The organism is Magnetospirillum molischianum DSM 120, assembly GCF_000294655.1.
GTDB lineage: Bacteria > Pseudomonadota > Alphaproteobacteria > Rhodospirillales > Magnetospirillaceae > Phaeospirillum > Phaeospirillum molischianum.
The window spans coordinates 1-18,760 of the sequence record NZ_CAHP01000034.1; the positions used below are offsets into that span (position 1 = coordinate 1).

An 18,760-nucleotide genomic window follows, 5' to 3' on the forward strand; every position below is an offset into this window, starting at 1 on the left:
GTTCCGGCCTTACGTTTCGCGGCTTTGCCTTTGCCCCGCTTCATGGCGTGTTCCCGGCCTCGGGCGGCTCGGTGGGAGCCGGAGCGGCGGGGGTCAGCTTGCCGCGCAGGCTGGCAGATGATTTCTCGATCGCGGTCAGGCCGGAAACGGTGGCGTCGCGCAGGCCGCTCTTGGCCTGATCCAGGCCATGGCGGGTCTTGCCGCTAAGAGACTCCAGGGCGTCCTTACCCTTGCCGCTATTTTTCAAGGCGCGGACGCCGACAATTCCAGTCACCAGTCCGGTGGCGAAGAGCAAAACAGGATGCATGTCCGTGGGATCCTTTCGGGCCAGGGTTAAGCGGGATGACGGTCGGTTCCGACCAATCGGTGCGTCAGAGCCAGGGCTTCGGCCGAGCGGGTTCCGTCGATCAGATCTGTCCAGGCGGCCGGAGCGATTTGCTTCGGGTCGTATTCGACCAGGCAGGACCGGGCCAGGAGGTTAAGGGAAACGGCGCGGATGCCGGGTGCGGTCGAGGCGGTGGCGACGAAGCGCTTCACATCGGCCAGGACGTCGTTCAGACTACCCTGGCCTTCGGCCGCCAGTTTGAGCCGAATGCGACCGGGGATGTGGTGGGCGATCCGCAGCCAGCCAGCATAGCGGGCCAAATCCCACGATTCGTCGATCCCGTCGGTGGCGAGGGGGGCAGTGGCAGGCATCAAGGGTTACCTTAGCATCTTCTGGCGGTTGTAGATGAGGTGGACCGCGAGAAGAGCCAGATTGACCCCTCCGGCGGCGGCGTGCAGCCGCTTGCTGAAGCCCAGACTGAGCAGCATCACGGCGGTGCTGGCCAGCAATCCGATCTTGGCGGTACGGTTAGCCTGACGGGTGGCGAGACTGTCCAGAAACTCGTCGCTTGCCCACCCGGCACGTTGGCGGGACGCGGGACGTGCCGATTTGGTGGCGATGTCAAAGCGTTCGATCAACTGGGCCTCGATCTTGGCAGGCGTAAGACGCGCCGGATCGTAACGGATCAGAAGGCTGCCGCCGCGCGGATTTCCTTCGACTGTATCCACGCCATCCCAACCTGCTAATTCAGACCGGATTGCCTCGTTCCGGGCCGGAGACCGCCACACCGCGTCGCGCAGTCTCAGTCGTCCAGGAAGGGCCGAGGCAATTGCCACCATGTCGTTACTTCCTTTTAACAGAGAGCGCGATAATGAATTGCAAACGCATTCGCAGTGAACGATAGCGGTGGCCATGAGGGTGGTCAACCCCATCTGTGACGCTTATTTGTAATATGTGACGAGAAGGACAAACAGCAAATAAGGTTAAAATGGGGGGCTGGGGGCGTCACTTCAACCACCGCGATGAATGGATGAAAACACCATCCGCCTGAAACGATCATCGACGATCCGGTCGCGCGCCTTCACAAATCGGGCCAGATGAGCTATGATAAAGCCTTGTATTTTTAGTGTGGCGTATCATGTCTCCCGTTCGGTCTCTTCTTGCTTTGACGTTTCTCGCGATGGCTTTGCCCGCCGCCGCGTTGGAGACCGGCAACCGTCTAGTCCCTGGTGGAGCCCCGAATGTTCGCGCTGCGGAATCGTTCCTCGGCGCGACGGGTGAAGCCCGTCTTCCCTTGCAGAGTTCCGGCGGCTATTCGGTTGGAATCGTCGCCGAGCCATCCCGCCCTGCTGGTGCGCTTCCCGTCTCTGGCGCGCGCGGATCGCTGGCGGTCGGCGGTTACGTTGCCTATAGCCTCAGCACCGAAGCCAGCTTGTCCTCGTCGCTTCGGAGCGATGGTGCGCTGGCGTCTGCCGACATCTCCGCCGCTTATCGGGGGGGACTGATCGGACCGGACGCCACGGCGGCGGTCAGCCTGGGCGCGCGCTGGAGAAATCAGCTGTCCGGCTTCAGTCCCAATCCGTCCCAGTCCTTGGGGTTGACCTCGTTGACCCCATCCGGGTCGCGGGAATCGGACCTGAATCTCAGCATCAGTCTGCGCCATCAGCTCACCTCGACCCTGAGCCTCGGTGGCGTCGCCGAAGCCTACAGCCCGACCGGCGGCGAGGCGGGAGCCTATCCCGGTGTGATGTTCGGGGCCGGGATGGGCTATCGCTTCTAATATCGGCCAGCCCTGCGAGGGGCACGGTTAATTCATTGGCTTGGTATAAGACCTGAGCTTCGTTTACGTGATTTGATCGATCTGCGGATAGGTCAGGCTGCCCGGAATGATCGTGACCGGCACCCGTAATCGTCCGACATAGCGCCCGGTCAATGCGGTAACCAGCGGCCCTGGTCCTCCCGGCCCCGGATCTGCGGCCAGCACCAGTTGTGAGATCGAGGGTTCATCGGCGATCAGCCGGATGACTTCGTCGCGTGGATCGCCCTCGCGGACATACAGGGCGGGGATATCCCCCGATAGTGCCTCAATCTCGGCGGCAAGCCGGGTCAGCAGAATCTCCGCTTCGGCGCGGGCTTCGTCACGCATCAGCGCGCCGATCGCGGCGAATTGCTAGAACTCTGTCGGTTCGATTACCCGCAACAGCGCTACCCGCCCCCCGGTCGAGCGGGCGCGGCGGCTGGCGTAGCGTAAGGCGGCGGGTTGTTCCGGCGTGTCGTCAACCACGACGAGGAAGACTCGGCAATTCGACATTCGATCCCCCCTTGAACGGTTAAGGTATTCGTGTTGATCCGAAGCCGTTTACTTAGGTCGGTATTGAGTGGGCGATCAAGTAAACCGGAGGTTTACGCCCGACGAGGGGCATAAAACCCTTTAGCCTTTGCGGAACAGCCACGCGGCCAACCACCCGGTACAGGCGGCTAGAACCACGGCGGCCAGACCGTACAGCCCTGATTGGCGATAGGCGAAATCGTGAATGGCGGCCCCCAGCCCCACCCGGTCAACTGCTAGCGGGGTTTCCTGGGTTCCGATCAACCGCCCTTGGTTGATAAGATGAATTTCGACTTTATAAATCCCGACCGGCACGGTCGCGGGAAAGTGGATTTCTGTGCGGAACAGTCGTCGTCCTGGACGGGCGATGGTGGCGATTCTGTCATCATATTGACCGCGTGCGCGCATCAGTCGCATCAGCGCGGCGCGATAGGCGACGGCGTCACTGCCGTCATCTTCGACCCGGATATCGAGGTTTCGTTGATCCAACCCGATTCCCAGCCGTTGCAACAAGGCGGACGACGCCACTTGTTCGAGCGGACGGGTTGAGGCAACCCGGAAAAAGGCGGGTGCCCCCTCAATCCGGGCCGAGCCGGAATTAATCCACAGACCGGCGACCGAATCCTTGCGCCGGATCGTTTGCGCCTCCGCCGGGCCGCTGACCACCACCACGACATCGGCGGATTCGGTACCGCCCCCCGGATCGGTGGCTCCGAACAGCAGCAGGTCGGTTCCTGAAAATCCAGTGGTGATCTCGACCAAGTGGCGCGAAAGATCGACGACCAGCGGTTCCTCGGCGGTGGCTCGGGCCGAGGATGGAAGCGGCGTCAGCGCTACCAGCCCGGCAAAGACCAGCAAGGCTAGGCGGGAGCATCTCATCGCGCTGCTCCGATTGTCGCGGCCAACGAGAACGGCTCGGTTGGCGGCACCAGCAGATCGATCAGCAGTTTGACCGCCACCGCCAACACCAGCAGCCCCAGCAATACGCGCAGATGCTCACCCTTGAGGCGGGCGCCGACTCGCACCCCGAACTGAGCACCGATTGCTCCGCCCAACACCAGAACCAGCGCCAGCACCACATCGACGGTGTGGTTGACGGTGGCGTGGAGAAACGTGGCGTTCGCCGTGACGAAGACAATCTGGAACAGCGAGGTTCCCATCACCACCGCCGTCGGCATTCCCAGCAGATAGATCATCGCGGGGACCAGGACGAAGCCGCCGCCGACCCCCATGATCGCCGAGATCACTCCGACCGCAATCCCGACCAGGGCGGGCAACAGGGCGCTGATATACAGGTGCGAGCGGCGGAAACGGACCTTCAGCGGCAGCCGGTCGATCCACCCCCGCGCATGGCGGCGGGCGATTGGTTCGGTCCCTCCTCCGGCGCGACGGCGCAGCAATTCCCGCACACTTTCCGTGACCATCAATCCGCCGATGCCTCCCAGCAGGACGACATAGCTGGCCGAAATCACCAGATCGATATGACCGAGACGGCGGAGCCAGTGGAAGAGCAGCACCCCCAGCCCCGACCCCACCAATCCGCCCAGGATCAGGATCAGTCCCATCCGCAGATCGACATTGCCGCGCCGCCACTGTGCCAAAGCTCCCGACACCGACGAGGCGACGATCTGGTTGGTTCCGGTACCGACCGCCACGGCGGGGGGGACCCCCAGGAAGATCAGCAGAGGAGTCAGCAGAAAGCCGCCTCCGGCCCCGAACAGGCCGGACAGAAACCCGATGCCGCCACCGACGGCCAGGATGACGAAGACGTTGACCGACATCTCGGCGATGGGAAGGTAGATCTGCACCCGCGCCCTCCTCCGCGTGCGGTTGGACGTCCCGCCTCTAGGGCTAGGGCTGCTGTGATTCGCGGCTTTTCAGACTGGCGAGGATGCTGGCCGCGATCTGTCGGGCCTGGAGCGTCGGATAGCCCTGAGCGATCAGATGGTTGGGCAACATCGAAGAATCCGGTCTCGCTCCCCACACCACCGAAGGTCTGGGCCGGGCCGCGATCGCCAGATATTCAACCATCCGAATCCAGCTTTCGGTCAGGTTGCGTTGCGCCAGAACCGTTTCGAAATCACGACCAATTTCTCTCATAACAATTGAGTTGGCGTAAAGACGACCCTTGTTGCGATAGAATACCTTGGTGATGGAAAAATCGAGTGTGATCGAAAGATCTTTTTCCATGTGGGAGTTGATCGCCTGGGCGGTGTCGTCCAGATCGCCGATCAGCGCCTCGACCACCAGGGCCAAAGCCTGAGGGCTGCGCTCGAAGCTGGCTGTCCCGGTTGCAAGCTTGGTGTTGTAAGCATCGATCGATCTTTGGGCGTTGCGATACTGCTTTTCCGCCGAAGCGGTCGGCATCCACGATTTGCGGGTGTCGAATTTCCACACCGTACCGGGGTATTTCAACAATCCGGCGGCGTGCTCAAGGTTGACGTCGCCGCCCGAAGAGGTCCAGCCCACGCCATTTTCCGCTGCCAAGGCCCCGGTGCTGTGAGCCAGGGCGGTGACCATCCCGATCTGGAACGCAGGCATCGCCCGCAGCCAGCCGCCGGGGATGAAGAACGGGTCGTTGGCCCGCCACTTGTTGACTTCAAGCTCGCGGGTGATCAGCGCGGCCGTCACCTCAAGTGCGTGGGATCGCCCCAGCGCTTGGTTTGGTGCCGTGAAATCGGGGTTGTCGTCGATCCGGCTGATGAAGACCATCGTCACCGGAAAGATGACGGTCAGGATCAGCGCGAGTACGCCCGCGGCGATAAGCGGCCAGCGTTGACGCGGTATACCGCGCACCTGGGTGCCGAGCGCGACGGCGCGGCGACCCAGGGTAGAGATCAGAGCGGACAGGACAGGTGGAATCGTCACGGTCGCAGGAATCCCACGATGTCATAGACGTCCTTCAGGATCGGCTCGGCGATGGCGTTGGCGCGTTCGGCACCCCGGTGCAGCACTGCGTCGATATGGGAGGGATCGGCCATCAGCCGCTTCATTTCCGAATTGATCGGCCCCAGGACCGAGACGGCCAGATCGGTCAGATCCTGCTTGAATTCCGAGAACGGCTTGCCAGCGAAGCGTTCCAGCACGGCGGCCTTCTCCAGGTCGGACAGAGCTGCGAAAATCCCGACCAGATTGTCGGCCTCGGGACGCTCGGTCAATCCCTCAATGGTCTCGGGCAGGGGGAGGGGATCGGTCTTGGCCTTGCGGATCTTCAACGCGATGGTGTCGGCATCGTCGGTCATGTTGATGCGCGAGTAATCGGATTCGTCCGATTTCGACATCTTCTTGGTGCCGTCGCGGAAGCTCATCACCCGCCGTGCCGCGCCGAAAATCAGCGGTTCGGGCAGGGGGAAGAAATCGACGCCGTAATCGCTGTTGAACTTCTGCGCGGTATCGCGGGCCAGTTCCAGGTGCTGCTTCTGATCCTCGCCAACCGGAACGTGGGTCGCCTTGTAGATCAGGATGTCGGCACTCATCAAATTCGGATAAGCGTACAGCCCAACCGAAGCGTTTTCTTTGTGCTTGCCAGCTTTGTCCTTGAATTGGGTCATCCGGTTCAGCCAACCGATGCGGGCGACGCAGTTGAACACCCAGGCCAGCTGGGCATGCGCGGGGACCATCGACTGGTTGAACAGAATTTGCTTCTCGGCATCGATCCCGGCGGCGATCATTCCGGCCGCGACTTCGCGGGTGTTGTGGAGCAGATCCTTGGGATCCTGCCACAGGGTGATCGCGTGCATGTCGACCATGCAGAAGATGCATTCGTAATCATGTTGGAGGTGGACCCAGTTGCGGATCGCGCCAAGATAATTGCCGAGATGAAGGTTTCCGGTCGGCTGAACGCCGGAAAAAATGCGCTGCATGGCCCCTGTCACTCCGGGTAGGATAACGAGGGTTTCACCTATACCCTGCCGTGTCGCGGCGTCAAGAACGCTGCCGTCGGATCATCCCCTTGATATCGGAGCGATTCGCTCCGCCGAACAGCAGTACCGCGATGGCATAGACCAGTCCGCCCGCTGCGATTGTCGTCGCCAACGCTCCCAGCGCCGCCAGCGGGCCGCCCTCGGACAGCGGAGCCAGCACTGTCCGCATCCCCCACAGCGTCGCCGCCATCGCCAGGACGGCGGCCAGGATGCGCGGCGCGCGGCGCTTTAGCCGTGCGTCGAGCATCAGGAAGCCGCGCCGCCACAGCACCCAGCCCAGCAGGACGACATTGGCCCAGGCGGCCAGAGCGGTGGCCAGGGCCATGCCGACATGCGCCAACGTCCCCACCAGGGATAGATTGAGCACGATGTTCAACGCCATGCACAGTCCGGCGATCTTGACCGGGGTGGCGGTGTCCTCGCGGGCAAAGAAACCGGGGGCGAGCACCTTGACCAGGACATAGGCGGGCAGTCCCAGGGCAAAGGCGACCAGAGCGGCGGCGGTGGCGGCGGTCTCGGCGGGGCCGAAACTGCCACGCTCGAACAACACCTGAACCACCGGCTGGGCAATCACCATCAGAGCCGCCGCTGCCGGCAGGGTCAGCAGAAGACCGAGTTCCATCGCCCGGTTCTGACTGTCCTGAGCCTGGGCGATGTCGCCATCGCGCAATTGCCGCGACAGCAGGGGCAACAGCGCGGTCCCGATCGCGATCCCGACCACGCCAAGGGGAAGCTGATTGATTCGGTCTGCGTAGTTCAGATAGCTGACAGCACCGTCAGCCACGGTCGAAGCGATCATCGTGTTGATGACCAGATTGATCTGATACACCCCGGCACCGACCGCGCCAGGAACGATGCGGCGGAAGAGCAGCCGGACCTCGGCTGTCATCCGGGGCCAGGCCGGGCGGAGTATCATTCCGATCCGTTTCAGGCTGACCACCAGCCATAGGAACTGGACGATTCCGGCGGCAAACGTGCCCCAGGCCATCGCATGCCCGGCGGTGGGGGTATAGGGCACCAGCGCCCACAGCCCGACCATCGATGTCAGGTTGAGCAGGACCGGAGTCCCCGCGGCGGCGGCAAAACGGCCCAGAGCGTTCAGGACTCCGGCCTGAAGCGACACCAGCGAGATGAACAGGAGATAGGGGAAGCAGATGCGCGAGAATGCGACTGCCATCTCCATTTTTTCCGGGGTGGCGTCGAAACCGGGGGCCAGCCCGCGCATTGCCCAGGGCATCGCCAGTTCCATCGCGACGACGAACAGGGTCAGCGCCAGGGCCAGCACAGCGAACGCCCGTTCGGCGAACAGCCGGGCTTCGGCATGTCCTTCCTTCGACAGCTTGCTGGCGAATAACGGCACGAAAGCGGCGTTGAAGGCTCCCTCGGCGAACAGCGAGCGGAACAGATTGGGAAAGCGGAAGGCGACGAAAAAGGCGTCGGCCACCGCTCCCGCTCCCAGAAAGTGGGCGATCATCATCTCGCGCATCAGGCCGGTGATGCGGGAGAGAAGGGTCAGGCCACCAACCGTGGCGACGGAGCGCAGGAGAGACATAGGGGTCTTTGTAAACGAGATGCGTGTCCGTCACCAGAACGCCCAGCGCAGCACCGTTACGGATTTTTTTAAAAAAATGCGACAGCAGCCTTGATTTAATTTTCCAACGCGGTTATTCAGTCGCCCTCGCCTCGAGCCGTCCCCATCGTCTAGAGGCCTAGGACACCGCCCTTTCACGGCGGTAACAGGGGTTCGAATCCCCTTGGGGACGCCATCTCTCTTCCCGCCGAATCACCGGCTGTGATAGCACAGCCGAGATGGCGATCGCAAGATTACGCTTGCCGAGGAGAGGCGTGGAAGACCAATGACATAAGCAAAAAGGCCGCCAATCCAGAGGATTAACGGCCTGTTGTCGTGCTTTGAAAGCGTGTGTCGCAACTCCTTTCTTAGCGCGAGGCAGGTTGTAGTGTCAACGGAAAACCATGTGTTTTCCGAACGGGTCGGCTCGTCCTTTTTTATACTGTCGTGATCCACGCCCTCCGCAGGAGGGGCGATGACCAGCGATTCCCCAATGCGGGCGGCCTTGGCGGCTGCTATGGCGCAAAAGCGTGCCGCATGCGCAGCCCGAGCGGCCGAACTGACCCCGGCCGAGGCCGAGGCGTTTGAGCAAACATGGCGGGCGCGGGCCGACCGCGCCGCACGGGCGAAAGTTGCCCGGAATGAAATGCGGTGGACCCGGCGGTCCCGCGACGACAATCCACCGCCACCGCCCTCCCGGCTGTGGGCGAAGGCGGTGTCGTGCGATGCCGCCCGCGACCGGCGGCTGACGATGGGGGCGCGCACCGCGCTGCTGATCATCCGGGCTCTGACCGCGAAGGGCTCCCGGATCAGCCGTAACGGCCTTGCTGTCGCGCTCGGAGTCTGCGTCCGCACCATCCAGCGCTATCTCGCCGAGTTGCGGAAGCACGGCTACATCCGGACCCGGCTGATCTGTAACCGGATCGGTTGGGTGATCGCCCAGGCGATCGAGATCACCGAACGGGTGCTCCCCCATCACTTCCGGCCTCGCTTCGCCGCCAGCCTTGCCGACGGTCTGGCCCGTTGCCTAGGGGCCTCTGAAAGCCGCAGAACTCCGGGGGCGACAGTTTTGTCCTCCAGTCAATCCAGAGTCTTTTCTGACCCAGACTGGATCCGCTCGGGGGTGACGTCATGAGCGCCCGGCTGTGGATCGTGCTTCTCGTCCTGATCGGGGTCGGGAGCGAGTTTGCTTGGGCCGAGAGTGCCTCTGTCGGTCGGGTGCTGTGGGTGATCGATGGCGACACAGTCCAGATCAGCCATGCCGGAGCCCCCGAGGGCGAGCCGGTGCGGGCACGGCACTTCGATACCCCTGAGAAAGGCGAGCGCGCTCACTGCGAAGCCGAGCGGATCAAGGCCGGTCAGGCGACCACGTTGGCCCGGTCGCTGCTGCCGCGCGGAAGCCGGGTGGGCTTGGCCGATTTCGGTCGGGACCGCTATGGCCGCTTGCTGGCGAGAGTGACCCTCGCCGACGGACGCGACCTTGCCGCCGTGATGATCGAGGCGGGACTGGCACAGCCCTACACGGGCGGCCGCAAACCAGACTGGTGCGCCGAAAGATGGGGCTTGCGCCCCACGCCAGGTCAATGGGCCAGCGCCGGGCTGTCGCCCGGCGGCGGCGGGAGCATCCCCCGAAAATCCGCTGCGCGGATCGCTGCCGCGCCCTCCGGGTTTCGGGAGGTACCCCCTGCTTCCGCCGCCCCATGACCAGGCTTCCCCCCTTTCCACGACGAGGAAAGGTGCGCGACCCCTTCTCCCAGATCAGGAGACTTCCCATGACCAAGGTCTTCGAAATGAGCGTTCTTGAGCAGATCGAACTGGCCGTTCAGAGCCACTACCGCTTTGACGACACGATCTATGAGGCCCTGGCGGTGATGATTTTCAACGGCAGGAGATACACCACTGTCACCAAAACCGATGGTCCGGCCCATACCCGCGTGGCGGTTGACCGGACGGCCGTGCTTGAGGCGCTGGACTATCTCGCCCGCGATGTCGAGCGGGCCAAAGCGGCTCTGACTGTTGGCCCTGTGGGCGAACGGCCTCAGGCCCCGGCGGTGCCGAGCAAGCCGTCTCGTGCCGCCGACCCACTGACCGAACGCGCGATGGTCTATGCCACGCGCCATCTTGCCGAAGAACTGCTGCATCGACTGTCCGACGTCGATTTCTTTCAGGATGAGGCGGGCCGGGACTATCGGGCGGAGCGGGTTACGGAGACCGTCCGTGATCTCCTCGATATCGCCGCCCGGATCGAGCGTTTCGTCGTCGCCGATTGCCTGCGCGTCGCCGCGATCGGTCATCGCCACGCCTCTTTCCTCGATCAGGCGCTCGCCCTTGTCGCGGAAGCCGAGACGGCGGAACGCAACGAAGCGGCTGTCACGAAAAGGCGGAAGAAGGGGCGGCCTGCCCGGCACAGCCCCGCCGAGGCCTTTCTGGGGAGGGCTGCGGAATGATCACGAGACAACCCGTATTCGATTGCCCCGCCGCCCCATGACCAGGCTCCCCCTCTTTCCACGACGAGGAAAGGCGCGCGACCTCTTCTCCCAGATCAGGAGACATCCTATGACGATTTCTTCCCATCTTGATTCTGTCCTGTCCGACCGCTGCCTTGACCTCTCCGGCTTCGTTCCGTCCGGTTCCGGCTTTCGTGGACTCCAGCGTTACCAGATTGCCGAACAGGGCTGGGATCTGAGCGATGGCGGCGACGAACTGAAATTGGTTCTCGGCGAGAAAGGTCGGTGGATTTGGATCATTCTGCGCCGGAGCGACCAGGACGCGAGTCGTATCGCCTGGGACTGGTGCAAAATGCTGGGCGAGGATCTCTACGCCTACCATTACGGCAGCGCCGCGACGATCGAGGAGGCCGCCACCGCCGCGCTGGCCTATGCCCCCAAGGCGATCGAGATCGCCGGAACGCCCTGGCTTCAACTCAGCGACACCAACTGGTTCGGGGTGATCGACGGAGAGAAAGCAACGATCCGGCTGAAACGCGATCCTGACGGACGCTTCCGCTATGTCTGGGAGCGCAACATCAAGGCCGCTGCTCCGATGCGGGCTGTTTTGAACGCCGGTCATATCGGCGACCATGCCCCCACTCTCGACCAGGCTGTCCAGGCGGTGCTGGAGGCACCCGGTATCCTGGCCCACGCCGCGCTCGCCGTCATTGCCGGAATTGGGGAAACGGCAGGGATCGATGAAGCCTTCGCCCGGGGCTGGCAGTTGGGCCGGGCCGATCTGAAAGCCGCCATGCTTGCGGTCGATGATGCTCTGGTGGGGAGGGCTGCGGAATGACGACGACAGCCCGCATTCGTCTCCCGCACCGCCGCCCGGTGGTGACCGAGAAGATCGACGCCTTCGGCAAGGCCCTGTTCATTTCGGCTGGACTCGATCCCGCCACCGGCCAGGTCAAGGAGGTGTTCTTCGCGGGCGGCAAGGAAGGCTCGGCGATGGATGCGATCATGGCCGATGTCGGCGTGGTGATCTCGGTCGCCCTGCAACATGGCGTGCCCGCCGAGGCCCTGGCCCGCTCGATCGCCCGAATCCCGCTGTCACCGCTGCGGCCCGAGGAGTTGGACGGCCGCCCGGTCGCCACCGTCCCGGCCTCTCCGGTCGGGGCGACGCTCGACTGGATTATGGAGATCGGAGCTACAGAAAAGGAGACAGTCCATGGTTGACCGTCCGATTATCTTTTCGTCGCCTATGGTCCGCGCCCTGCTGTCCAAGCGGAAAACCCAGACCCGCCGCCTTGCTTCCAGCCCGCTGGCGAAGTGCCGCCCAGGTGACCGGCTGTGGGTGCGCGAGACGTGGGCTCCGACCTGCCGCATTCAAGACGACCGACTGCGCCGCACGGTGATGGATGACGGAGATCAAGTGATTTATCCCGATATGGTTGCCGGTCACTTGATCCGTTGGCGCCCCTCGATCCACATGCCCCGCTGGGCATCTCGCCTGACCTTGGTGGTGTCAGATGTGCGGTTCCAGCGATTACAGGAGATTAGCGAGGATGATGCATGGGCCGAAGGCGTAATCGTTCCTGACGATATCGCCGACCATCCTGGGCTTGGCGATAAATTCACGATGGCTTACGTCCGCTTCTGGAATTCCCTCTACGGTAATGACGCCTGGGCAGTAAATCCGCCTGTCGTCGCCCTAACCTTCGCCGTTCATTACGCCAACATTGATGGAGGAGCGGTATGAGTGCCGCGTTTCCTGCGGTCGAGGCGTTGGCGGTGATGCGGACGCTCCGCCTCGATCTGCGCCAGCGCCGGATCACGGCCGGGATCAGTCAGGCCGAACTGGCCCGGCGGTTGGGGATCACCCGCGAGACCCTGGTCCGGCGCGAAACCACCGCTCTGCTCGATATCCGACTGGTCGATTTGCTGGTTTGGGTCGCGGCGCTGGGCGGAAACGCCGGTGTGACGTGGCACGTCACACCGGCCGAGGGCTCAACCAACGAAGCGGAGGGGACGAGAGATGAAGACGATCCGTATTCCCATGATTTTGGCGGCGGCATTTATCTTGGGAACCATGGAGGCCTGTACAACACCGCTCACTGTCGAGGTGGAACCGGGCCAACTTTCCCTGGCCGACACCGCCGAGCCCATCGCCCAGGACACCACCATTTTCACCGTCATCGAACATATCGACGACGACAGGTTGACCTTGCGCATGCTGCACTCGGTCATGAGCGCGCATGCGGACACCATTCTGTTCGTTGGCGACGAAATCCATGTCGCGCTGGAACCGCTTCTCCCCAAAAACAGCCGCCGGGGCGGCTGCGCCACTGCAATCCTCGGCCGCCAGGGTCAGGGGATGGGAAGGATCGTCCCCGGTACCAACAGCGGCAGGCATCCCGCCTGCCTTGCCCGGCTACAGGATTTCAGGGGAGCCGAAGGCCTCCCGGTCCACGACATTCATCTCAACCAGGTGGCACGGGTCATGTTGACCGGCGATCTCGTTTTTGACGGGCAAGGCGTGACAGCCCAAATAAGGCGCTGTGATGAATTTCAGGCGTGGAGTGCAGATTTTCTGAAAAAGACGTGGCAGCCGTACAAGCCTGTCGATGGACAAACCCGCAATACTTGCGATTTCGATGGCGATCCCCGGCCGATGGAACAGAGGGCTTGCCGGTCAGGCAACACGCAGGGGGCTCACTGGGGCTTCACTGATCCATCGGGACGGTGGGTCCAGGTCAGCGCCTGTGTCCCAGAGATGACGGCACAATAAGATGAGTTCCCGAAATGGGAATTATGTTTGTTCCCATATTGGGAATCTGATAGGGTCTTTCCATGCAAATCATCGCCCTCCGCACCCTTCGCCAATTCTGGGAGAAGCACCCGCAGGCCGAAACACCGATCCGATTATGGTATTCCTCGGTTGGCAAGGCATCGTGGAAGGGGCCCGCCGACATCAAAACACAGTTTGGTGCATCGGTGGATTTCGTAGGTGATAACCGAGTTATTTTTGACATTGGCGGTAATAAATACCGCCTGATCGTTCATGTGTCCTACACATTCAAGCGTCTTTTGGTGAAGTTCATCGGCACTCATGCTGAATATGACAAGATCGACGCGGAGACTTTATGATGGACATTCGTCCCCTGCGTAGCGAAGCGGACTACGAAAAAGCTCTGACCGAGATTGAGCGCTTCTTTGAAAATGAGCCAGAGCCCGGAACGCCGGAAGCCGATGAGTTCGATCTTCTGGCTCTGGTGATCTCTGACTATGAGGCCAAAAATTGGCCGATTGATCCTCCCGATCCGGTGGACGCCATTAAATATCGGATGGAGCAGAAAGGTTATAGCCAGCGAGACCTTGGCATACTCTTCGGATCGCAGTCGCGGGCATCTGAAATTTTATCCCGCAAGCGGTCACTAACCATGCAAATGGCCTGGAAGCTCAACCGGGAATGGGGAGTTCCCGCCGAAAGCCTGATCTTCCCAAGCGGCGGTACAAGGTGAAGGCGCGAGTCCTCCTGCACCGTCTGAATTGGCGGTGAATGGCGACATTGGGCCGAAGAACGAACCCGCTGCGCGGGATTGGTGCTCGTTCTTGATGGGCCTATCGAGCCTGAAGTGTAGCGCTTTGGTTGAGTTACGCCCGGCATTGGCCGAGCATTTTGGCTCCTTCCTTCGATGTGAGGAGCCGTCCGATGCCCACGCCTATTCCGTCCACCCCGATCAGCCCATTGCGTCAGCGCATGATCGAAGACATGAACATGCGCCGGTTTTCGCAAGACACCCAGCGCGACTACATCCGCGATGTTGGACGCTTTGCCACGTTTCTGGGGCGCTCGCCCGACACGGCCACGGCGGAGGATATCCGCCAGTTCCAGGTGGACCAGCAAGAGTCCGGCGTGCCGGTGCCGACGATGAACAGCATCGTTTCGGCGCTCCGGTTCTTGTTTACGCACACGCTCGACCGGCCGGATCTGGCGCGCAGACTGGTGCACATCCCCTTCCGGCAAGCGCTCCATCTTGAAGCTTTTTGATTCGACGTTTGTACGTATCAAGTCCGCAAGCGCTTCCAGACGTTTTTCGCCGGTCACAGCAACTTCGGCTACTTCCAATTCTGCCAGGCTTTCTTGCAAGAGCTTTGCGCCCGTGCCGTCGCCGGACAAATTACATCTTATCTCTTGTCCGTCCAGCGTGAGGTCAAGCAATGCGGGAGGCATACCGAGTTCGTTATAGATGGCAAAGCGAAGCCTTGGTTTGGAGGTAAGCTGGCTGACAGTGGGGGGAGGATTTTGAGGTTTTTCGGTTTGGTCTGTCATTTTGACCGGATGGTGCCTTCTGCTAAGCCTGCGATTGTAGATATCCTGACAGTTGACTTCTAGCGAAAAGGGCGTATCCGCCAAAAGCGGACCCTCGCGAAATACTCATTTTGGGCGTTCGCGCCTCGTTCCTCTCCGTCCGCTTCGGAGAAGATGCTCAGGTAGGCTGAACGGTCACCATGGAGGCGCGAAGCCGTCGTTCCTTGCGGGCCACGTTGGAGCAAAGACCACTCACGAATCGGGAGCGTGCATCCCGATCCCGGCCCTCGCGACCGACGCGGCGATATCGGCAATCGACCGGAACAGGATCAGCGGATCGTCCTTGGACGGCAGAAATCCACGCCGCTGCCAGAACAAAGCGGCCTCGGGATCGATGGCATTGACCATCAGGGCGCGACCACCAATCAATTGGGCTCCCTGAACACAGCGGATCAAGGCGTGGCGGAGAAGACCGGTTCCGATGCCATGGCCCGCCCAGTCGAGATCGGTCGCCAACTGCCCCAGCAGCAGACACGGAACCGGATTGGGCGGCTGCCCGGTTTTGATCGACCGAGGTAACATCGTCGGAACGACTGCCGTGGGGGCGAGGCCGTAATACCCGACCACCCGAGCGGCATCGTGAACGACCATCACCACGGTAAACCCTTTTTCCTGATTGGATAGGGCGCGGGTGCGTAGCCAGTGATCGAGCGCTGGCTTGCCGCAGGAGAACGTCGAAACGTCGTGGGTCTTATTCAGTGGCTCCGGCGCGGACAGCGGCATGGTGCGATCAGCCTTGCCCGCTGTCCGTTTCCCATGGTGATGGGCGCTGAAGGATCTCGACCATCGACGGCACCGGCGCGGCTGGCGCGGACAATGCCGCCATGAACGCGGCAAATCCGTCCTCGCTCATTCGCACCAGTCCGGTTTCCATCAGCGCATCTTCGGCCGCTCGCACGGCAGCGTCGCGGACGAAATCTGTCCGCGAGCGTCCCCGTAACCGGGCCGCCCGATCAATGATCGCCAGATCGGCATCGGGCAGGCGCATCGACAACGGATGGTCTTTGCGAGGAGCAGTGACGGCCATGGTCGAAATCTCCTTTGAACCAGACCGATACGATGCCCGGATGTATCGCATTTTGCAATACATCGTTGCGTCGAGGCCGGGTTGCCGCCGTCACGGTAACGCTATCTCGGGTGACGTGGAACGTAAGCCAGTCCGTCCATTACCATCCGCCAGAACTCCGACCACCCCTCTTCCCGCAAGGTGATGTCGCAGGTTTCGCCCCGCGAACTCCCCGGGATCGGGGTCAGCACGATTTCCGCAAGCAGGCACTGAAACATCAACCGTGTGCGCCTGACATCATTGCCGACCTCGATTACCTGGAGGGCGCGAACCAAGGTGCTCCGAATCGTCGCTTCATCCGGCAATTCGGCCGGAAGGTCGCACTGGATATCCTGGCGGACTGTTTTTAACTGGTTCTGCAGGACGAGGATGCGCTGGGTCGCACTCTCGGTATCGACGCCACGCTCGACGGCGTCCAGCAGGCGTTCAATCCGGGCCAGAAGATCGGCTTCCTTCTTGCGGAGCTTCTCTCCGTGTCGGGCCTCGCGAGCGAACGCTCTGACGAGTTGGGGGCGCAACGCCTGCCCGCCCCTCAGTCGTTCGTAGAGGGCTTCGAATACCGCCGTCATCAGCACCGGCTCCCGCGTTCCCCGCGAGTTGCGGCACTTCTTGGCATAGCGGTGGGTCGAGCAGAGATAACGCGAATTGTTGGCCAGCGACTTTGAACCGCCACACCAGCCGCATTTGACCCAGCCGGTCAGGGCGTGCTGGTTGTGGACGGTCAGGATTCGGGGTTCCTCCGGCTCCTGCTTTTTCTGACCAGGCGGCTTGCGGCGATCGATCTCGCGCACGGCGGCCCACATCTCATCGGAAACGATCCGCAAATGGGGGACGTCCACCTTGGTCCATTCGGATTCCGGATTCAGGATGAACCGCTTCCGGTTGGTGACCGGGTCGCGCACCACATGGGACCGATTGAAGATCAGCTTTCCCAGGTAGATTTCGTTGCGCAGGATGCCTTCCTGCTTTTTGGCCCCGCCCATCAGGGCGTTACGCTTCCACAGCCCGCCATTGGGAGCCGGAATGCCATCGCGGTTCAATCCCTCGACAATTTGCAAGACCGTCTGACCGCCGATGAATTCCTCATAGACCCGGCGGATCACCACTGCCGCCGCCGCGTCGATCTCGCGCACGCCATTGACGTTGCGCCCCTTCGCATCAACCACACCCCGCACGACCTTGTAGCCATAGGCACAGGACGAGGCGGCGAACCCCGCCGCGATCCGGGCCCGGTGTCCGCGTTTGACCTTGGACTTCATGTCGCGCAGGAACAGGGCGTTCATCGTCCCCTTCAGCCCGATATGCAGTTCGGTGATCCGGCCCTCATGAGCGGTCCAGATACCCACCCCATGATAGCTCAAAGTCTCATAGACGCTCGCGATGTCCTTTAGGGAGCGGGACAGGCGGTCGAGTCCCTCGGCGACGACGAGGTCGATCCGACCGGCCTTTGCCGCCGCCAGAAGCCGATTGAATCCCGGGCGCTCCATCGTTGCACCAGAGATCGCCGCATCGGAGAAAACCAAAGCCTGATCCGGGTCGCCTTGCAGTTGGTCCGCAACGAGCCGACAACACAGGTCGATCTGGTCATCAACTGAAGATGGGTTTTGAAGGTCACTCGAATAGCGAGCATAGATCGCAATTCGAAGAGGGATATCTGGCTTCATAAAAATGGTTATCGCAACGCCAATTCAGTCGTGCAATATGATTACCAGCAGACTATGACCTATTTTTGTCATTCCCCATCTTTCCCCATCTTTCCCCATCTTTCCCTAAGTTTTCCGTAGTTTCCCTTACTTGAGCCGAACATTCTCCTGTCGTGCTTGGGCAGGATAGGCGTGGTGGGCCCACCACGCGCGCCCCTTGGGGGCTCTGGGCTTATTCGCCCCCTTCGGGTGCTCAACGCGATGACGGCGGGCCTTGCGGCCCGATCGGGTTGGCCGTCGGCTGGAGCCTGGTCCAGTTATTTATGGCAACTCTATAGCTTTCGACGGGTTGGCTACCCGGAGCCAGCACCGAATGAAACGACGAAGAAGGGGTGAGCGTGCGCCAAGGTACCGGCTTTCGTTCGATTTAACGATATCCCTTGCCGTTTGCCTCCGTCAGTTCGTCTGCCGCCATCGACACCAGATCGGCGGCGAGGCTGTGACCGGCGGCACGGATGTCACGGGCGATGAAGCCGAGCGCCCAGGCCAGGGCCATGGTGGATGGATCCGCCGCGTCGTCCGCCTCGGCGTGGATTCGTCTGGTGTTGAGATTGATGATTTCAGCCATCGGGGATCCTCCGATGGTCAAGATTGCAGAGGCGGATGACAGTTCCGGTCATATGGTCCGGTCGTCGAGCAGACGGGTGAGGCTGGGGTCACGCTAGATCGCCGCGAGCCAAGCTCATTGCTCGCCGCCCAGGGGAGCCACCAGTCGGCGGATCGGCGTTGGAATCAGTGAGAAGTAGGCGGCGATCGCGGCACGGGAGGCGTACCAGTTGTCGTCAGGTGTCCCGACCGGTTCCACCCACACGCCGCGCTGGTCGAGGACGGGACGATCGAGGGTGATGGCGAGAGACGTCCACCGACAATCGACCAGCAACCGAACGCACTGTCCCAGCGGCCGTAGAGCCGGGATCCCTCGGGTGTCCTTTCGACCAGCATGGCGTGACCCAACCGCCAGACGGCGGGTCTGGTGAGACCGGGGGACAAGGGAGGGGGTGATTTTGTTCATGTTTCGATCCTGCCGACAGCAGGTGCCA

At 62.0% G+C, this 18,760-nt stretch carries 26 protein-coding genes, 1 tRNA gene and 1 pseudogene; 13 read left to right on the forward strand and 15 right to left on the reverse strand.

The features are described from left to right. Positions 1-40: 40 nt before the first annotated feature. Genes PHAMO_RS13610 through PHAMO_RS13620 form a run of 3 tightly spaced genes read right to left on the reverse strand, consistent with a single transcriptional unit; the run spans position 41 to position 1,164 of the window. Positions 41-307 carry a hypothetical protein gene (locus tag PHAMO_RS13610; RefSeq protein WP_002730124.1) on the reverse strand — a complete coding sequence of 89 codons (267 nt, stop codon included), beginning with the start codon at positions 305-307 and terminating at the stop codon, positions 41-43. Between the two features lie 26 nt (positions 308-333). Then, the gene (locus tag PHAMO_RS13615; RefSeq protein ID WP_002730126.1) at positions 334-696 is read right to left on the reverse strand and encodes an HMA2 domain-containing protein; all 363 of its coding nucleotides are present in this window, start codon (positions 694-696) and stop codon (positions 334-336) included. A gap of 6 nt (positions 697-702) precedes the next feature. Next, complete coding sequence (locus tag PHAMO_RS13620) at positions 703-1,164, reverse strand: HMA2 domain-containing protein (RefSeq protein WP_002730127.1); 462 nt, start codon at positions 1,162-1,164, stop codon at positions 703-705. 299 nt (positions 1,165-1,463) lie between these two features. On the opposite strand from PHAMO_RS13620, the gene PHAMO_RS13625 reads away from it, so the two are divergent. After that, positions 1,464-2,105: a hypothetical protein gene (locus PHAMO_RS13625; protein ID WP_002730128.1), complete on the forward strand. Its 642-nt coding sequence runs from the start codon at positions 1,464-1,466 to the stop codon at positions 2,103-2,105. Between the two features lie 63 nt (positions 2,106-2,168). Here PHAMO_RS13625 and PHAMO_RS20310 read toward each other — a convergent pair whose 3' ends face one another. From PHAMO_RS20310 to murJ, 7 genes are all read right to left on the reverse strand, one after another. Further along, entirely contained in the window at positions 2,169-2,471 is a 303-nt protein-coding gene (locus PHAMO_RS20310; protein ID WP_002730129.1) for a hypothetical protein, read from the reverse strand. Positions 2,472-2,495: 24 nt separating this feature from the next. Beyond that, the gene (locus PHAMO_RS20315) at positions 2,496-2,636 is read right to left on the reverse strand and encodes a universal stress protein (protein ID WP_002730130.1); all 141 of its coding nucleotides are present in this window, start codon (positions 2,634-2,636) and stop codon (positions 2,496-2,498) included. Positions 2,637-2,756: 120 nt separating this feature from the next. Then, positions 2,757-3,533 (reverse strand): TIGR02186 family protein, encoded by a 777-nt coding sequence (locus tag PHAMO_RS13635; RefSeq protein ID WP_002730132.1) that lies wholly within the window; start codon positions 3,531-3,533, stop codon positions 2,757-2,759. Beyond that, positions 3,530-4,462 carry a sulfite exporter TauE/SafE family protein gene (locus PHAMO_RS13640; RefSeq protein WP_002730133.1) on the reverse strand — a complete coding sequence of 311 codons (933 nt, stop codon included), beginning with the start codon at positions 4,460-4,462 and terminating at the stop codon, positions 3,530-3,532. The genes PHAMO_RS13635 and PHAMO_RS13640 overlap by 4 nt, the downstream gene beginning before the upstream one ends. Positions 4,463-4,505: 43 nt before the next feature. Beyond that, entirely contained in the window at positions 4,506-5,522 is a 1,017-nt protein-coding gene (locus tag PHAMO_RS13645) for a DUF2333 family protein (protein ID WP_002730134.1), read from the reverse strand. Beyond that, a complete protein-coding gene (gene trpS, locus PHAMO_RS13650) occupies positions 5,519-6,517 on the reverse strand; it encodes a tryptophan--tRNA ligase (RefSeq protein WP_002730135.1) in 999 nt (332 codons plus the stop codon). The genes PHAMO_RS13645 and trpS overlap by 4 nt, the downstream gene beginning before the upstream one ends. 61 nt (positions 6,518-6,578) lie before the next feature. Continuing rightward, positions 6,579-8,129 carry a murein biosynthesis integral membrane protein MurJ gene (gene murJ, locus PHAMO_RS13655; protein WP_002730136.1) on the reverse strand — a complete coding sequence of 517 codons (1,551 nt, stop codon included), beginning with the start codon at positions 8,127-8,129 and terminating at the stop codon, positions 6,579-6,581. 138 nt (positions 8,130-8,267) lie between these two features. Here murJ and PHAMO_RS13660 point away from each other — a divergent pair. From PHAMO_RS13660 to PHAMO_RS13710, 12 genes and pseudogenes are all read left to right on the forward strand, one after another. After that, a tRNA-Glu gene (locus tag PHAMO_RS13660) sits at positions 8,268-8,343 on the forward strand. A gap of 279 nt (positions 8,344-8,622) precedes the next feature. Then, positions 8,623-9,282: a helix-turn-helix domain-containing protein gene (locus PHAMO_RS13665; RefSeq protein WP_002730138.1), complete on the forward strand. Its 660-nt coding sequence runs from the start codon at positions 8,623-8,625 to the stop codon at positions 9,280-9,282. Then, a complete protein-coding gene (locus tag PHAMO_RS18630; protein ID WP_002730139.1) occupies positions 9,279-9,851 on the forward strand; it encodes a thermonuclease family protein in 573 nt (190 codons plus the stop codon). Before PHAMO_RS13665 ends, PHAMO_RS18630 begins: the two co-directional genes overlap by 4 nt. Positions 9,852-9,919: 68 nt before the next feature. Next, a complete protein-coding gene (locus PHAMO_RS13675) occupies positions 9,920-10,594 on the forward strand; it encodes a hypothetical protein (RefSeq protein ID WP_002730140.1) in 675 nt (224 codons plus the stop codon). Between the two features lie 109 nt (positions 10,595-10,703). Further along, the gene (locus tag PHAMO_RS13680; RefSeq protein ID WP_002730142.1) at positions 10,704-11,432 is read left to right on the forward strand and encodes a hypothetical protein; all 729 of its coding nucleotides are present in this window, start codon (positions 10,704-10,706) and stop codon (positions 11,430-11,432) included. Continuing rightward, positions 11,429-11,815: a TSCPD domain-containing protein gene (locus tag PHAMO_RS13685; protein WP_002730144.1), complete on the forward strand. Its 387-nt coding sequence runs from the start codon at positions 11,429-11,431 to the stop codon at positions 11,813-11,815. The genes PHAMO_RS13680 and PHAMO_RS13685 overlap by 4 nt, the downstream gene beginning before the upstream one ends. Beyond that, on the forward strand, positions 11,808-12,338 hold the full coding sequence (locus tag PHAMO_RS13690; RefSeq protein ID WP_002730145.1) for a hypothetical protein: 531 nt from the start codon (positions 11,808-11,810) through the stop codon (positions 12,336-12,338). The genes PHAMO_RS13685 and PHAMO_RS13690 overlap by 8 nt, the downstream gene beginning before the upstream one ends. 35 nt (positions 12,339-12,373) lie before the next feature. Next, positions 12,374-12,442 (forward strand): annotated as a pseudogene (locus PHAMO_RS20420) (hypothetical protein); the annotation flags it as partial. A 172-nt stretch (positions 12,443-12,614) separates the two neighbouring features. Beyond that, complete coding sequence (locus tag PHAMO_RS20090) at positions 12,615-13,367, forward strand: hypothetical protein (protein ID WP_002730146.1); 753 nt, start codon at positions 12,615-12,617, stop codon at positions 13,365-13,367. A 62-nt stretch (positions 13,368-13,429) separates the two neighbouring features. Beyond that, positions 13,430-13,726, forward strand: a complete 297-nt coding sequence (locus PHAMO_RS13700; RefSeq protein ID WP_002730147.1) for a type II toxin-antitoxin system HigB family toxin — start codon at positions 13,430-13,432, stop codon at positions 13,724-13,726. Then, on the forward strand, positions 13,723-14,100 hold the full coding sequence (locus tag PHAMO_RS13705; RefSeq protein ID WP_002730149.1) for a helix-turn-helix domain-containing protein: 378 nt from the start codon (positions 13,723-13,725) through the stop codon (positions 14,098-14,100). Before PHAMO_RS13700 ends, PHAMO_RS13705 begins: the two co-directional genes overlap by 4 nt. A gap of 191 nt (positions 14,101-14,291) precedes the next feature. Beyond that, positions 14,292-14,630, forward strand: coding sequence for a site-specific integrase (locus tag PHAMO_RS13710; RefSeq protein ID WP_002730151.1), 339 nt, complete (start codon positions 14,292-14,294; stop codon positions 14,628-14,630). Positions 14,631-15,143: 513 nt separating this feature from the next. Here the strand turns inward: PHAMO_RS13710 and PHAMO_RS13715 are convergent. The 5 genes from PHAMO_RS13715 to PHAMO_RS13735 form a co-directional block, all read right to left on the reverse strand. Then, positions 15,144-15,674 (reverse strand): GNAT family N-acetyltransferase, encoded by a 531-nt coding sequence (locus PHAMO_RS13715; RefSeq protein ID WP_002730154.1) that lies wholly within the window; start codon positions 15,672-15,674, stop codon positions 15,144-15,146. 7 nt (positions 15,675-15,681) lie between these two features. Beyond that, complete coding sequence (locus PHAMO_RS13720) at positions 15,682-15,978, reverse strand: type II toxin-antitoxin system TacA family antitoxin (protein WP_002730156.1); 297 nt, start codon at positions 15,976-15,978, stop codon at positions 15,682-15,684. A gap of 101 nt (positions 15,979-16,079) precedes the next feature. Beyond that, on the reverse strand, positions 16,080-17,681 hold the full coding sequence (locus PHAMO_RS13725) for a recombinase family protein (protein ID WP_051002436.1): 1,602 nt from the start codon (positions 17,679-17,681) through the stop codon (positions 16,080-16,082). A 406-nt stretch (positions 17,682-18,087) separates the two neighbouring features. Continuing rightward, the gene (locus PHAMO_RS13730) at positions 18,088-18,288 is read right to left on the reverse strand and encodes a hypothetical protein (protein ID WP_002730159.1); all 201 of its coding nucleotides are present in this window, start codon (positions 18,286-18,288) and stop codon (positions 18,088-18,090) included. Positions 18,289-18,402: 114 nt separating this feature from the next. Further along, positions 18,403-18,732: a hypothetical protein gene (locus tag PHAMO_RS13735; RefSeq protein ID WP_002730160.1), complete on the reverse strand. Its 330-nt coding sequence runs from the start codon at positions 18,730-18,732 to the stop codon at positions 18,403-18,405. Between the last annotated feature and the right edge of the window lie 28 nt (positions 18,733-18,760).